The following is a 13,606-nucleotide window of genomic DNA, read 5'->3' as shown; positions in this document are numbered from 1 at the left end:
TGCGGCCCTGCGAGGCAGAAGCCACTCAAGCGCGGACGCGGCCACTCAAGCGCGGAAGCGGCCACTCAAGCGCGGACGCGGCCACTCAAGCGCGGACGCGGCCACTCAAGCGTGGACGCGGCCACTCAAGCGCGGAAGCGGCCACTCAAGCGCGGACGCGGCCACTCAAGCGTGGACGCGGCCACTCAAGCGCGGAAGCGGCCACTCAAGCGCGGACGCGGCCACTCAAGCGCGGAAGCGGCCACTCAAGCGCGGACGCGGCCACTCAAGCGCGGACGCGGCCACTCGATCGCGGCTCGACGCGGCGCAGCGGAGACGCAGAAGAGGGGCCCCGTCGGGACCCCTCTTCGAGCATGCGGCTGGGCCGCGTGCGGCTCAGCTCAGAGCGCTGCGACCTGCTTGGCGATCGACGACTTGCGGTTCGCCGCCTGGTTCTTGTGGATGACACCCTTCGACACAGCCTTGTCGAGCTTGCGCGTGGCAACGGTGACCTTCGCCTGTGCGGCGTCCTTGTCGCCGGCCGCGATGGCCTTGTTGGCCTCGCGCACAGCGGTGCGGAGCTCGCTCTTCAGCGCGCGGTTGCGGTCGGTGGCCTTCTGGTTCGTCAGAATGCGCTTGATCTGCGACTTGATGTTCGCCATGGTGTCCTGTCTTGGTTGAAACGTGATGTGGCGGCGGCTTGCGCTCGAGCGAGCCCGCCGCGACCCGGTCCCGCACGACGGACGCGCAGGAACAGGGGAAGCCAACGAATGATGCTATCAGCGGGCGGGCGGCGCTCGCAACGCGAGCCGACGCATCCGCTGTGGAAGAATGGCCTTTTCGCACCGCCCACTCCGGCGGCCGAGCGTACGCCTCCCAGACGAGAAGGACCCGTGAGCCCCCGAGCGACCAAGGCACTCCAGCCTGCCGCGACCGACCCGGCGCAGATCCGCAACTTCTGCATCATCGCGCACATCGACCACGGCAAGTCGACCCTCGCCGACCGCATGCTGCAGCTGACGGGCGTCGTCGATGACCGCTCGATGCGGGCTCAGTACCTCGACCGCATGGACATCGAGCGCGAGCGCGGCATCACCATCAAGTCGCAGGCCGTGCGCATGCCGTGGGAGCTCGAGGGGGAGACCTTCGCGCTCAACATGATCGACACCCCCGGTCACGTCGACTTCACCTACGAGGTGAGCCGCTCGCTCGCCGCGTGCGAGGGCGCGATCCTGCTGGTCGACGCCGCGCAGGGCATCGAGGCGCAGACCCTCGCCAACCTGTACCTGGCGATGGAGAACGACCTCGAGATCATCCCGGTGCTCAACAAGATCGACCTGCCGGCCGCCGACCCCGAGAAGTACGCGGCCGAGATCGCCGGCCTCATCGGCGGCGACCCGGCAGACGTGCTGCGCGTGAGCGGCAAGACCGGCGAGGGCGTCGAGGCGCTGCTCGACCGCGTCGTGCGCACCATCCCGGCACCGGTGGGCGATGTCGACGGGCCCGCCCGCGCGATGATCTTCGACTCCGTCTACGACGCCTACCGCGGCGTCGTCACCTATGTGCGCATGGTCGACGGCACGCTCCGCCCGCGCGAGCAGGTCGTGATGATGTCGACCGGCTCGAAGCACGAGGCGCTCGAGATCGGCATCTCGAGCCCCGAGGCGATCCCGTCGAACGGCTTGAGCGTCGGCGAGGTCGGCTACCTCATCACGGGTGTGAAGGATGTGCGCCAGTCGAAGGTCGGCGACACCGTGACGACCGTGAAGACGCCGGCGACGACCGCGCTCAAGGGCTATGCCGACCCGAAGCCGATGGTCTTCTCGGGCGTCTACCCGCTCGACGGCGGCGACTACCCGGTGCTGCGCGAGGCGCTCGACAAGCTCAAGCTGTCGGATGCGGCGCTCGTCTACGAGCCGGAGACCTCCGTCGCGCTCGGGTTCGGGTTCCGCTGCGGCTTCCTGGGCCTGCTGCACCTGGAGATCATCACCGAGCGCCTGCGCCGGGAGTTCGACCTCGACCTCATCGCCACCGCCCCGAGCGTGATCTACGAGGTGCAGACCGAGGATCGCGGCGTGCACACGGTGACCAACCCGTCGGAGTTCCCCGACGGCAAGATCCACTCGATCGTCGAGCCGATGGTGCGGGCGACGATCCTGGCGCCGAAGGACTACGTGGGCGCGATCATGGAGCTGTGCCAGTCGCGCCGCGGCACCCTGAACGGCATGGAGTACCTCTCGGAGGACCGCGTCGAGCTGCGCTACCGGTTGCCGCTGGGCGAGATCGTCTTCGACTTCTTCGACCACCTGAAGTCGAAGACGCAGGGCTACGCCTCGCTCGACTACGAGGTCGACGGCGAGGAGGAGGGCGACCTGGTGAAGGTCGACATCCTGCTGCAGGGCGAGCAGGTGGATGCGTTCAGCGCCATCGTGCACCGCGACAAGGCCTACGCCTACGGCGTGCTGATGGTCGGCAAGCTGCGCGAGCTCATCCCGCGGCAGCAGTTCGAGGTGCCCATCCAGGCCGCGGTCGGCGCCCGCATCATCGCCCGTGAGACCATCCGCGCCATCCGCAAGGACGTGCTCGCCAAGTGCTACGGCGGCGACATCTCCCGCAAGCGCAAGCTGCTGGAGAAGCAGAAGGAGGGCAAGAAGCGCATGAAGATGGTCGGCCGCGTGGAAGTGCCGCAGGAGGCGTTCATCGCCGCCCTCTCCAGCGGCGAGACGAAGAAGGACGCCAAGTGACGAGGACGGCATCGTGAGCACACCCATCCGCGACCGCGCGACCAATTACGGCTCGGTCGGCGCCACCGCCCACTTCGACTTCCACCGCTTCCCGCCCAAGGGCTTCGAGGTGGTGCAGCTGCGCAGCCGCATCGGCCACGGGCGGCCGCGCTACGACGCGGCGGTCGCGGCGCTGCGCACCTGGAAGATCCAGCGGCTCGCCGGCATCGAGGTCGACGTGGTCGGCACCGAGGAGGGCACCGTCTACCGCCCGGTCGGCTTCGACGGCGACGAGGCCACCCGCGCCGCCAGCATCGAGCCGCAGCAGGACTTCGGCCCTGACGGCGAGCCGTTCCTGCAGCCGGGCGACTCGGTCGATCAGCGCATCAGCCTGCTGGGGCTGCAGATCCACGCCCCCATGCGCGTCATCGCGGTGGAGGATGAGGCGTCGAGCCACGGTGTCATCCTCGGCACCCTCGAGGGCCATCCGGAGGCCGGCGAGGAGCGCTTCACGATCGAGATCGTCGAGGACGAGACCGTCTTCCTGCACTTCCGCGCCATCGTGCGCAACGCCAAGTGGTGGGTCAAGCTGGGCGCACCGGCGGCCAAGGCCACCCGTGCGAAGTACCACGACCGCTACATGGATGTGCTGCGGTCGATCGACGTGCGCTGACCGTGGGACGCCTGCCTGAGGGCGAGCCCGCACCGGCCGACGGTGCGATGCCCGCCGGCACCGCGGCCGACGCGCCCTTCGGCGCCTACATCCACGTGCCGTTCTGCTCGGTGCGCTGCGGCTACTGCGACTTCAACACCTACACGGCCGATGAGCTGCGCGGCGCGACGAGGGCCGGCTACCCGGGCGACGTCGCGAAGGAGATCGCGCTCGCCCGCACGGTGCTGGGGGAGCTCGGGCCCCTGCGCCCGATGCAGACGGTCTTCTTCGGCGGCGGCACGCCCACGCTGCTGCCCGCCGGCGACCTCGTCGCGATGCTCGAAGGGGTGACGGATGCGTTCGGCCTGGCCGAGGGCGCGGAGGTCACCACCGAGGCCAATCCAGACTCGATCGACGCGGCCGGCCTGCGACAGCTCAAGGCCGGCGGTGTCACGCGCGTCTCCTTCGGCATGCAGTCGGCGGTGCCGCACGTGCTCGCCGCCCTGGATCGCACGCACGATCCCGCCCGCGTGCCGCAGGTCGTCGACTGGGCGCGGGATGCTGGGCTCGAGGTGAGCCTCGACCTGATCTACGGCGCGCCCGGCGAGACGCTCGACGACTGGCAGCGCTCGCTCGACGCCGCGCTCGCGATGGCGCCCGATCACGTCTCCGCCTACGCGCTGATCGTCGAGGAGGGCACCGCGCTCGCCCGCCGCATCCGGCGGGGTGAGCTCGTCGCCCCCGACGACGACCTGCAGGCCGCCATGTACGAGGCGGCGGATGCGACGCTCGGCGACGCGGGCTACACCTGGTACGAGATCTCCAACTGGGCACGGGGCGAGCAGGTCGCCCGGCACAACCTCGCCTATTGGCGCGGCTACGACTGGTGGGGCTTCGGCCCCGGCGCGCACAGCCATGTCGGCGGCGTGCGCTGGTGGAACGTCAAGCACCCCGCCGCCTACCGCGACCGGCTGCTCGCCGGCGCCTCACCCGCGCTCGCGCGCGAGGTGCTCGACGACGAGACACGACGCGTCGAGCGCGTGCTGCTGGAGTCGCGCATCGCCGAGGGGCTGCCGATCGACGTGCTGGAGCCAGAGGGCCGCAAGGCCGTCGCGGGCCTGGTCGCCGATGGCCTGGTGGACGGACGAGCCGCCCTCGCCGGCCGGGTGATCCCGACGCTGCGAGGGCGGCTCCTGGCCGACGCGGTGGTGCGGCAGCTGCTGCCCTGAGCCGCTCGCCTACTTGATCATGCGCCAGTTGAACGGGTAGCGGTACGAGCCGCCGTTGTTGACGCGCATGGCACCGATGATCGAGAAGATCACCTGCAGGAGACCGGGGACCCACCACAGCGACGGGATGAAGAACAGCAGGCCGAAGCTGACCGCGGTCAGGATCGTGCCGATGATCGTGATGCCGAGCGCCAGGATCGTCATGAAGATGCCGAAGTTGAGCGCCTCCTTCGCCTCCTGCTTGGCGAACGCGCTGCGGTCCTTGTAGATCATGTAGACGATCAGCGGGCCGATCCAGCCGCCGAAGCCACCCGTGACGATGGTCGAGAGGCCCGAGAGGTGGCCCCACATGCCGGCGTTCTTCTCGTCGACCGGCGACATGGGTGCTGCGGCCGCGTACTGCGGCTGACCGGGTGCGCCATACTGCGGCTGACCGGGTGCGCCGTACTGGGACTGACCGGGTGCGCCGTACTGCGGCTGGCCCGGCTGGCCCGGCTGACCGGGCTGGCTGTACGGCGGCTGCTGGCCGGCCTGACCCGGCTGGCCGTAGGCCGGCTGCCCAGCCTGACCGGGCTGCCCGTACTGCGGCGCGCTGGACGAGCCGTACTGCGGTGCGCTGGGCGCGCCGCCGGGCTGACCCTGCTGGGGCTGACCGAAGCCGGGAGCACTCGGGTCGTGGCCCGGCTGCTGCTGCCCGTGCTGCCACTCCTGGCCGCCGGCGGCAGGCTGCCCGAAGGCGGGCTGGCCGGGGGCCTGAGCCGGGTCGCCGGCAGGGGAGGAGAACGACTGCGCGGGCTCGCCGACAGCGGGCGCGCTGGGAGCGGCGGGCGCGCTGGGCGCCGCGTGCTGCTCGTGCGTCACCGCGAAGCCGTCGACAGGCTGCTCGCCGTCCACAGGCTGCGCGGGGTCGGCAGGCTCCGACGGGTGGATCGGCTGCGCCGGATCGACGGGCTGCCGCGCTGCGGGATCGTGCTCCTCGGGACGGGGCGCATTGGGATCGGACATGGCTTGCCTTTCGTGGGTGGTGATCGCGGAGCCGCCGGGGACGGTCCCACTGCGCCCATTGTGCGCCCTCCCGGCTGAACGCCGGATGCGAGCGGTGCGGGTCGCGATAGGATTGGCAGTCAGCAGTCGAGAGTGCCAGGGCACGGCGAAGCGCCGCCGCCCGCAGCGGAGAGGAGCGCGGATGGTCTCGGATCGCGGCCTCGAGGTCCTCCGCGCGATCGTGCAGGACTACGTGGCGATGCGCGAGCCGGTCGGCTCGAAGTCCATCGTCGAGCGCCATGCCTTCGGCGTCTCCGCCGCCACCATCCGCGGCGACATGGCGCTGCTGGAGGAGGAGGAGCTGATCGTCGCTCCGCACACCTCCTCCGGGCGGGTGCCCACCGACAAGGGCTACCGGGTGTTCGTCGACCGGCTGCAGCGCATGCAGCCGCTCACGCACGCGCAGCGCGTCGGCATCACCCGCTTCCTCGACGAGGCGGTCGACCGCGCCGACGTGCTCGACCGCACCGCGCGGCTGCTCTCGCAGCTGACCAACCAGGTGGCGCTCGTGCAGGTGCCGATCCGCCGCCACACGCTCGTGCGGCGCGTCGAGCTCGTCGCCGTCGTCGAGCACAAGCTGCTGGCGGTGCTCATCCTCGACTCCGGCAGGGTCGAGCAGCGGGTGGTCGACGCGCAGCAGCGCATCGAGCCCGACGAGGCGAACGCCCTCGGGCGGGCGTTCACCGAGCAGGTCGCCGAGCACTCGCCGGCCGAGGCCGTCCAGCGCCTTGCCGGCGCAGCCGCATCCGCCCCCATGTCCTTGAAGGCCGCGACCGCCGCCGTCGCGCAGGCGCTCACCGAGATGCTGCAGACCGGCGGCGGCGACCGCATCGTGATGGCCGGCGCCTCGCACCTGGTGCGCGAGGAGCGCGACTTCCACGGCACGGTCACCCCGGTGCTCGACGCCATCGAGGAGCAGGTGACGCTGCTGCGGCTCTTCGACGAGATGGGCGCTGAGGGCGAGGTCGCGACCCGCATCGGGCGCGAGCTCACCGGAGCGCTGGGGGAGGCGTCCGTCGTCGCCTCCACCTACAGCACCGACGGCATCGAGGGCCACGTGGGCGTCCTCGGGCCGACCAGGATGGATTACGCAGGGAACATGGCCGCGGTGCGCGCAGTTGCGCGCTACCTGACGCGGCTGCTGAGCGAGGACTGAGTGACAGACCACTACGAGACCCTCGGCGTCGCGCGCGACGCCGGCCAGGACGAGATCAAGAAGGCCTACCGCAGGCTGGCCCGCCAGCTGCACCCGGATGTGAATCCGAGTGCGGATGCGGCGGAGAAGTTCAAGGACGTCACGCACGCCTACGACGTGCTGGGCGACGCGCAGTCGCGCGCGGAGTACGACCGCGGCCCGATGCCGGGCATGGGCGGCGCGGGCGGCTTCGGCTTCGGCGACATCTTCGAGCAGTTCTTCGGCGGGGGGCGCTCGAGCGGCCCGCGCTCGCGCCGGCAGCAGGGGCAGGACAGCCTGCTGCGCGTCGACCTCGACCTGGCCGACGTGGTCTTCGGCGTGCACCGCGAGCTGCGCGTGCAGACCGCCGTGCTGTGCGAGACCTGCGACGGCGCCGCCACCGCGCCCGGCACCAGCCCCGAGCGCTGCACCCAGTGCGGCGGCTCCGGCCACGTGCAGCGGCAGGTGCGCTCGCTGCTCGGCAACGTCGTCACCAACCAGCCGTGCACGATCTGCCAGGGCTTCGGCACCGTCATCCCGCAGCCGTGCCACACCTGCGCCGGCCACGGCCGCGTGCGTGCCGAGCGCACCATCCCGATCGACATCCCCGCCGGCGTCGACACGGGCCTGCGCATCCAGCTGCCCGGTCAGGGCGAGGTGGGCGAGGGCGGCGGCCCCGCAGGCACCCTCTACCTCGAGATCAACGTGCGCCACCACGACGTCTTCAGCCGCGACGGCGACGACCTGCTCGGCACCCTCGAGGTGTCGATGCCGGATGCGGCGCTCGGCACCCGCGCGAGGTTCGAGGGCATCGACGGCCCGGTCGACGTCGAGGTGCGCCAGGGCATCCAGTCGGGCGACGTCATCACCGTCGGCGACCGCGGGGTGACCCGCCTGCGCGGCGCGGGCCGGGGCGATCTCAAGCTCGGGGTGCAGGTGGTGACGCCGACCAAGACCGACCGGCGCACCGAGGAGCTGCTGCGCGAGCTGAAGGAGCGCACCCGCGCGCCCGAGCCGCAGCTGGCGCAGTTCAAGCAGGGCCTGTTCGCGAAGATGCGCGACCGCTTCCACCTCTGATGGCCCACTGCTACTGGCACGACGCGCTCGCGGGCGCGGCAGCCGGCGATCTCGTCACGCTGACGGGCGAGGAGGCGCACCACGCCGCCGTCGTCTCGCGGATGCGTCGGGGCGAGCGGGTGCTGCTCAGCGACGGCGCCGGCGTGCTCGCCGAGGGTGTGATCGACCGGGCCGAGCGCGAGGGCGTCGACGTCGTGCTGCACGACGTGCGGTCGGTGCCCGCGCCGAGCCCGCGCATCGGCCTCGCGCAGGCGCTCGCCAAGGGCGACCGCGCCGAGCTCGCCGTGCAGGCCTCCACGGAACTGGGCGTCGACGCGATCGTGCCGTGGCAGGCGCGGCGCAGCGTCGTGCAGTGGAAGGGCGAGCGGGGCGAGAAGTCGCTCGAGCGCTGGCGGAAGGTGGTGCGGGAGGCCGGCAAGCAGGCGATCCGCGCCCGCCTGCCCGAGGTGGGCGCCGTCGTCGACACCGCGGGGCTCGCGGCGCTGGCGGGAGACTGGCAGCTGCTCGTGCTCGAACCCACCGCATCCGCCTCGATCCTCGAGGTGCCGATCGAGCGGGACGCGCTGCTGATCGTCGGGCCCGAGGGCGGCATCGACCCTGCCGAGCTCGAGGCGCTCGAGGCGGCCGGCGCCGTGCCGGTGCGCATGGGCGAGCACGTGCTGCGCACCTCGACCGCCGGGCTCGCGGGCATCGTCGCGCTGTCGGCGCGGCTGGGTCGCTGGTGAGCCAGGATGCCGACAGCGGCGCGAAGGTAGGCTGACGGCATGGCTGAGACCACCGTGTTCGAGAAGATCGTCGCGCGCGAGATCCCTGCGGAGATCGTGCTCGAGAACGACCGCATCATCGCGTTCACCGACATCGCGCCGAAGGCCCCCATGCACGTGCTGGTGGTGCCGAAGACGCCGCAGTACCGCGACGTGGTCGAGCTCGCCGCCGGCGACCCCGAGCTGCTCGCCGAGATCGTGCAGGCGGCGCAGGCGATCGCTCGCGAGCGCGCGGAGGGCGACTTCCGGCTCGTGTTCAACACCGGCGAGCTCGCCGGGCAGACGGTGTTCCACGCGCACGCCCACGTGCTCGCGGGAACCCTTGGAGAGGACTCGCTTGCCTGACGCAACGCAGTCGATCGAGATCGACGGCATCGAGATGGTGCGGCTGCTGGGGCCGCAGGACCGGCTGCTCACGCGCCTCGAGCACGAGCACCCCGCCGTGCAGGTCGCGGTGCGGGGCAACCAGGTCACGCTCACCGGGCCGGAGGAGGATGTCGAGGTCGCCGGCCGGCTCGTGCAGGAGCTCGTCGACCTCGTCCGGCAGGGCACCGAGCTGACCGGCACCGAGGTGGGCGAGGGCTCGCGCATCCTGCGGCAGGATTCCTCGCGCAGCCTCTCCGACGCGATCGGCGAGGTGATCCTCACCTCCAAGGGCAAGTCGATCCGCGCCAAGACCGAGGGGCAGCGCGCCTACGTCGAGGCGATCGAGACGAGCACCATCGTGTTCGGCATCGGTCCCGCAGGCACCGGCAAGACCTACCTGGCGATGGCCAAGGCGGTGCAGGCGCTGCACCGCAAGGAGGTCAGCCGCATCATCCTCACGCGACCCGCCGTCGAGGCAGGCGAGCGGCTCGGCTTCCTGCCCGGCACGCTCACCGACAAGATCGACCCCTACCTGCGGCCGCTGTACGACGCGCTGAACGAGATGATGGATCCCGAGCTGCTGCCGAAGCTGCTCGCCACCGGCGTCGTCGAGGTGGCGCCGCTGGCGTACATGCGCGGCCGCACCCTGAACGACTCGTTCATCGTGCTCGACGAGGCGCAGAACACCAGTCCCGAGCAGATGAAGATGTTCCTCACCCGCCTCGGCTTCGGCTCGAAGATGGTCGTCACCGGCGACGCGACGCAGGTCGACCTGCCGGCGGGCACCTCCGGCCTGCAGGTGGCCAAGCAGGTGCTCGGCCGCATCGAGGACATCCACTTCGCCGAGCTCACCAGCGCGGATGTGGTGCGGCACACGCTCGTGGGAGAGATCGTCGACGCCTACACCGAGCACGACCAGCGACAGATGGCGCGCCAGGCCCGCAAGGGGCAGTCGAACCATCGCGCGCAGGAGCACCACCGAGGGAGGCGCGGCTGATGGCCATCGATGTGCTCAACGAGTCCGGCGCCGAGGTCGACGAGGCGCAGCTGCTGCGGCTGGTCGGGTTCGACCTCGAGAAGCTCTTCGTGCACCCCGACGCCGAGGTGTCGATCGCGCTCGTCGACGTCGCGACGATGGAGCAGCTGCACGTGCAGTGGATGGACGAGCCCGGCCCCACCGACGTGCTCTCCTTCCCGATGGACGAGCTGCGACCCGGGTCGCTCGACCGGGTGACGCCCGCCGGCCTGCTGGGCGACATCGTGCTGTGCCCCGAGGTCGCCGCCGAGCAGGCGAAGGAGGCCCGGCACGGCCTCATGGCCGAGCTGCGCCTGCTCACCACCCACGGGCTGCTGCACCTGCTCGGCTTCGACCACGCCGAGCCGGCCGACCGCGACGAGATGTTCACGCTGCAGGACAAGCTGCTGGCCGCCTTCGAGGACCGCGAGCGCAGCGCACAGGGCGAGCCCGGCCGCACCGCCTGATGTTCGAGACCCTCCTCTTCATCGTCGCGGCGCTGCTGGTCGCCTTCGGCGCCTGGCTCGCCGCCTGTGACGCGGCGCTGAGCGTCGTCTCCCGCGCCGAGCTGCAGGAGGCGGCCGGGCAGGCCCGGCGAGGCAGGGCGATGCTCGCCATCGCCGACGACCTGCGCAGCCACAGCATGACGCTGCAGTTCGGCCGCATCATGTGCGAGACGGTCGCTGCGGTGCTCATCACGCTCGCGGTCGACTCGCTCGTGGTCGAGTGGTGGATCACGCTGCTGGTCGCCGGCGGCGCCATGATCGTCATCTCCTTCGTGCTGGTCGGCTCCAGCCCTCGCGCGGTCGGCCGCACCCACGCCGTCGGCCTGCTGCGCGCATCCGCCGGCTTCATCCGCTTCTGGCGGGTGCTCACCGGTCCGATCGCCTCGCTGGTCGTGACGATCGGCGACAAGGTGACGCCCGGCAGGCAGCGCGAGACCGCGTTCTCGACCGAGGCGCAGCTGCTGTCGATGGTCGACGCGGCCACCGAGAGCGAGGTGCTCGAGGACGACGACCGCGAGCTCATCCACTCGATCTTCGAGTTCAACGAGACGCTCGTGCGCGAGGTGATGGTGCCGCGGCCAGACATGATCGTCGTCGAGCGCGACACCAGCGCGCAGGACGCGCTGCGGCAGTTCCTCGACAACGGCCTCTCGCGCATGCCCGTGGTGGGGGAGTCGAGCGACGAGATCGACGGCATCCTCTACCTGCGCGACGTGGTGCGCAGCCGCACCTGGCGCCCCGACGCGGTCGAGACCGCAGCAGAGCTCGCGCGCCCGGCGATCCTCGTGCCCGAGTCGAAGAAGGCCGACGACACGCTCGCGCTCATGCAGGCTGAGCGGATGCACGTGGCGATGGTCGTCGACGAGTACGGCGGCATCGCGGGCCTGGTGACGCTCGAGGACCTGGTGGAGGAGCTCGTCGGCGAGATCCACGACGAGCACGACCGCGGCCGCGCAGAGGCGGTCGACGCCGGCGACGGCGTCTGGCATGTCTCCGCCCGGCTGCAGATCGACGAGCTCGGCGACCTGTTCGGGCTCAACCTGGACGACGAGGACGTCGACACGGTCGGCGGACTGATGCAGAAGGAGCTCGGCCGCATCGCGGAGGTCGGCGACATCGTCACCGTCGAGGGGCTGCGGCTGGAGGTGCGATCGCTCGACGGGCGCGGCCGCAGCGTGGGCGAGATGGCGGTGCAGCGCGCGGCCGAGCCGGCCCCGCGCACGGGCGGAGGAGCAGCATGACCGACGACGACCAGCATGAGGACACCGGGCGCGCGGCGCAGGAGGCCGCGGCGCGGGCCGAGCGCCACCGCAGCGGCTTCGTCACCTTCGTGGGTCGCCCGAACGCCGGCAAGTCGACGCTCATGAACGCGTTGGTGGGCGAGAAGATCGCCATCACCTCGTCGAAGCCGCAGACCACCAGGCACGCGATCCGCGGCGTCGTGCACCGCGACGACGCGCAGCTCGTGATCGTCGACACCCCCGGCATGCACAAGCCCCGCACGCTGCTGGGGCAGCGCCTCAACTCGGTCGTGAAGACCACCCTCGGCGACGTCGATGTGATCTGCCTGTGCATCCCCGCCGACGAGCCGATCGGCCCGGGCGACCGCTACATCGACCAGCAGCTCGAGGGCTTCCCGCGCGCGCGGAAGATCGCCATCGTCACCAAGACCGATCGCGCCTCCAAGAAGGCCGTCGCCGCGCAGCTGCTGGCCGTCTCCGAGCTGCGCGAGTGGGATGCCATCGTGCCGATCTCGTCGGTCACGGGCACGCAGCTCGACGTGCTCGTCGAGCAGCTGATCGCGCTGCTGCCGGTCGGCCCGCCGCTCTACGAGGCCGACACCACCACCGAGGAGTCGCTCAGCGTGCGGCTCGCCGAGCTCATCCGCGAGGCAGCGCTCGAGGGTGTGCGCGACGAGCTGCCGCACTCGATCATGGTCACGATCGACGACATCGTGCCTCGCGAGGGCCGCGAGCTCACCGACGTCTACGCGAATCTCTGGGTCGAGCGCGACAGCCAGAAGGGCATCGTCATCGGCAGGGGCGGCTCACGCCTGCGGCAGGTGGGGGCGGATGCGCGGGCCGAGATCGAGCGCGTGCTCGGCACGCAGGTGCACCTCGACCTGCGGGTGAAGATCGCGAAGGAGTGGCAGGGCGACCCGAAGCAGCTCGGCCGCTTCGGGTTCTGAGGCTCACCCCTGCGGCGCCTGGAACAGGTAGTTCCGCGTGCCGGTGACGACCCGGTCGGCCGCCTGCCAGGCGCCGCCGCGCCAGACAGCCATCTCGTAGCCGCGGTCCCGCAGGCTGTCGGCGACCTCGGCGCCGGTGAGGCCGTAGCGCTGCAGGTGCCGGTCCTCGATCTCGAGCAGCACCGCCGGCCGGTCTCGCTCGAGCGCCTCGGCGGCACCCTCCAGCACGGCGTGCTCGAAGCCCTCCACGTCGGCCTTCACGAACCGCACCCGCTCGATGCCCTGCTCGCGGCACACGTCGTCGATCGTCGTGACCGGCACCCGCAGGCGGTCGGCGTCGCGGCTGCCGGCGCTGCCGGCCAGGTGCGCGTGGCCGCTGATGCGCAAGCCGTAGCGGGTCACCAGCACCAGCTCGTGCTCGCCGGCGACGCGCCCGACCGCCGAGTGCGAGATCCGCACGTGCGCGGCGCCGAGCAGGGAGCGCGCTGCCGAGAGCACGGCCCGCGGGCGGCGCTGAGGCTCGAACGCATGCACAGCACCGGTCGGCCCGACGGCTGCCGCGAGCGGGATCGCGTACATGCCGTAGGCGGCGCCGACGTCGAAGCAGACATCGCCCGGGCCGACCACGCCGCGCAGGCCCTCCAGCTCGGGCTCCAGCAGCCGCAGCCGCGCTGCGCCGCGCATCACTCGATCCGCCGTCTGCAGCCGGCCGGGCAGTGCCCAGCCGGCGCTCGTCGCCGTGGTCGTTCGCGTCATCGAAACCTGCTTCCGCATCGGTCGCGCCGCAGTGGCCGTCTCAGGAGCGTACGGTCGAACGCTGCGATCGGCCTGGAACCTCCTCCCGGAGGAGGAGCAGACGGCATCGGCGGTCGGAGGGCGCAGCCGCTCG

Annotated in this window: 14 protein-coding genes; 11 read left to right on the top strand and 3 right to left on the bottom strand. The window is 71.5% G+C overall.

The genetic code is table 11. The features are described 5' to 3' along the window. Positions 1 to 380: 380 nt before the first annotated feature. On the bottom strand, positions 381 to 641 hold the full coding sequence (gene rpsT / locus J1M46_RS05535) for a 30S ribosomal protein S20 (RefSeq protein WP_206446915.1): 261 nt from the start codon (positions 639 to 641) through the stop codon (positions 381 to 383). Between the two features lie 231 nt (positions 642 to 872). On the opposite strand from rpsT, the gene lepA reads away from it, so the two are divergent. The 3 genes from lepA to hemW are packed head-to-tail and all read left to right on the top strand — an operon-like array spanning position 873 to position 4,583. Next, positions 873 to 2,723, top strand: a complete 1,851-nt coding sequence (gene lepA, locus J1M46_RS05530; RefSeq protein ID WP_206446914.1) for a translation elongation factor 4 — start codon at positions 873 to 875, stop codon at positions 2,721 to 2,723. Positions 2,724 to 2,736: 13 nt separating this feature from the next. Continuing rightward, the gene (locus J1M46_RS15735; protein WP_206446913.1) at positions 2,737 to 3,375 is read left to right on the top strand and encodes a DUF1990 family protein; all 639 of its coding nucleotides are present in this window, start codon (positions 2,737 to 2,739) and stop codon (positions 3,373 to 3,375) included. A 47-nt stretch (positions 3,376 to 3,422) separates the two neighbouring features. Beyond that, on the top strand, positions 3,423 to 4,583 hold the full coding sequence (gene hemW, locus J1M46_RS05520; RefSeq protein WP_206448595.1) for a radical SAM family heme chaperone HemW: 1,161 nt from the start codon (positions 3,423 to 3,425) through the stop codon (positions 4,581 to 4,583). Positions 4,584 to 4,592: 9 nt separating this feature from the next. Here hemW and J1M46_RS05515 read toward each other — a convergent pair whose 3' ends face one another. Next, positions 4,593 to 5,588 carry a DUF4870 domain-containing protein gene (locus J1M46_RS05515; protein ID WP_206446912.1) on the bottom strand — a complete coding sequence of 332 codons (996 nt, stop codon included), beginning with the start codon at positions 5,586 to 5,588 and terminating at the stop codon, positions 4,593 to 4,595. Positions 5,589 to 5,769: 181 nt separating this feature from the next. Between J1M46_RS05515 and hrcA the strand changes: the two genes are divergently transcribed. Genes hrcA through era form a run of 8 tightly spaced genes read left to right on the top strand, consistent with a single transcriptional unit; the run spans position 5,770 to position 12,717 of the window. Beyond that, the gene (gene hrcA, locus J1M46_RS05510) at positions 5,770 to 6,783 is read left to right on the top strand and encodes a heat-inducible transcriptional repressor HrcA (RefSeq protein ID WP_206446911.1); all 1,014 of its coding nucleotides are present in this window, start codon (positions 5,770 to 5,772) and stop codon (positions 6,781 to 6,783) included. Further along, on the top strand, positions 6,784 to 7,878 hold the full coding sequence (dnaJ, locus tag J1M46_RS05505) for a molecular chaperone DnaJ (RefSeq protein ID WP_206446910.1): 1,095 nt from the start codon (positions 6,784 to 6,786) through the stop codon (positions 7,876 to 7,878). Beyond that, positions 7,878 to 8,603, top strand: a complete 726-nt coding sequence (locus J1M46_RS05500; RefSeq protein ID WP_206446909.1) for a 16S rRNA (uracil(1498)-N(3))-methyltransferase — start codon at positions 7,878 to 7,880, stop codon at positions 8,601 to 8,603. Before dnaJ ends, J1M46_RS05500 begins: the two co-directional genes overlap by 1 nt. A 39-nt stretch (positions 8,604 to 8,642) precedes the next feature. Beyond that, the gene (locus tag J1M46_RS05495; protein ID WP_206446908.1) at positions 8,643 to 8,987 is read left to right on the top strand and encodes a histidine triad nucleotide-binding protein; all 345 of its coding nucleotides are present in this window, start codon (positions 8,643 to 8,645) and stop codon (positions 8,985 to 8,987) included. 34 nt (positions 8,988 to 9,021) lie between these two features. Further along, positions 9,022 to 10,005, top strand: coding sequence for a PhoH family protein (locus tag J1M46_RS05490; protein WP_206448594.1), 984 nt, complete (start codon positions 9,022 to 9,024; stop codon positions 10,003 to 10,005). Beyond that, positions 10,005 to 10,490, top strand: a complete 486-nt coding sequence (gene ybeY, locus J1M46_RS05485; protein WP_206446907.1) for an rRNA maturation RNase YbeY — start codon at positions 10,005 to 10,007, stop codon at positions 10,488 to 10,490. The genes J1M46_RS05490 and ybeY overlap by 1 nt, the downstream gene beginning before the upstream one ends. Further along, positions 10,490 to 11,770 carry a hemolysin family protein gene (locus J1M46_RS05480; RefSeq protein ID WP_206446906.1) on the top strand — a complete coding sequence of 427 codons (1,281 nt, stop codon included), beginning with the start codon at positions 10,490 to 10,492 and terminating at the stop codon, positions 11,768 to 11,770. The genes ybeY and J1M46_RS05480 overlap by 1 nt, the downstream gene beginning before the upstream one ends. After that, positions 11,767 to 12,717 (top strand): GTPase Era, encoded by a 951-nt coding sequence (gene era, locus J1M46_RS05475; protein WP_206446905.1) that lies wholly within the window; start codon positions 11,767 to 11,769, stop codon positions 12,715 to 12,717. Before J1M46_RS05480 ends, era begins: the two co-directional genes overlap by 4 nt. A gap of 3 nt (positions 12,718 to 12,720) precedes the next feature. On the opposite strand, the gene J1M46_RS05470 is transcribed toward era, so the two are convergent. Next, on the bottom strand, positions 12,721 to 13,473 hold the full coding sequence (locus tag J1M46_RS05470; RefSeq protein WP_206446904.1) for an FkbM family methyltransferase: 753 nt from the start codon (positions 13,471 to 13,473) through the stop codon (positions 12,721 to 12,723). Positions 13,474 to 13,606: the final 133 nt, after the last annotated feature.

It is taken from the genome of Agrococcus sp. KRD186, assembly GCF_017168255.1.
GTDB lineage: Bacteria > Actinomycetota > Actinomycetes > Actinomycetales > Microbacteriaceae > Agrococcus.
Note: the sequence above shows the minus strand (reverse complement) of the source record. Positions and strands in the feature narration are given on the sequence as shown.

Bases quoted from the DNA above. Each gene is read 5' to 3' on its own strand.
- hrcA (WP_206446911.1), top strand. From the start codon at position 5,770: ATGGTCTCGGATCGCGGCCTCGAGGTCCTCCGCGCGATCGTGCAGGAC.
- ybeY (WP_206446907.1), top strand. From the start codon at position 10,005: ATGGCCATCGATGTGCTCAACGAGTCCGGCGCCGAGGTCGACGAGGCG.
- hemW (WP_206448595.1), top strand. From the start codon at position 3,423: ATGCCCGCCGGCACCGCGGCCGACGCGCCCTTCGGCGCCTACATCCAC.
- J1M46_RS05480 (WP_206446906.1), top strand. From the start codon at position 10,490: ATGTTCGAGACCCTCCTCTTCATCGTCGCGGCGCTGCTGGTCGCCTTC.
- J1M46_RS05515 (WP_206446912.1), bottom strand. From the start codon at position 5,588: ATGTCCGATCCCAATGCGCCCCGTCCCGAGGAGCACGATCCCGCAGCG.
- J1M46_RS05470 (WP_206446904.1), bottom strand. From the start codon at position 13,473: ATGACGCGAACGACCACGGCGACGAGCGCCGGCTGGGCACTGCCCGGC.
- J1M46_RS05495 (WP_206446908.1), top strand. From the start codon at position 8,643: ATGGCTGAGACCACCGTGTTCGAGAAGATCGTCGCGCGCGAGATCCCT.
- rpsT (WP_206446915.1), bottom strand. From the start codon at position 641: ATGGCGAACATCAAGTCGCAGATCAAGCGCATTCTGACGAACCAGAAG.
- J1M46_RS05490 (WP_206448594.1), top strand. From the start codon at position 9,022: ATGGTGCGGCTGCTGGGGCCGCAGGACCGGCTGCTCACGCGCCTCGAG.
- J1M46_RS05500 (WP_206446909.1), top strand. From the start codon at position 7,878: ATGGCCCACTGCTACTGGCACGACGCGCTCGCGGGCGCGGCAGCCGGC.
- era (WP_206446905.1), top strand. From the start codon at position 11,767: ATGACCGACGACGACCAGCATGAGGACACCGGGCGCGCGGCGCAGGAG.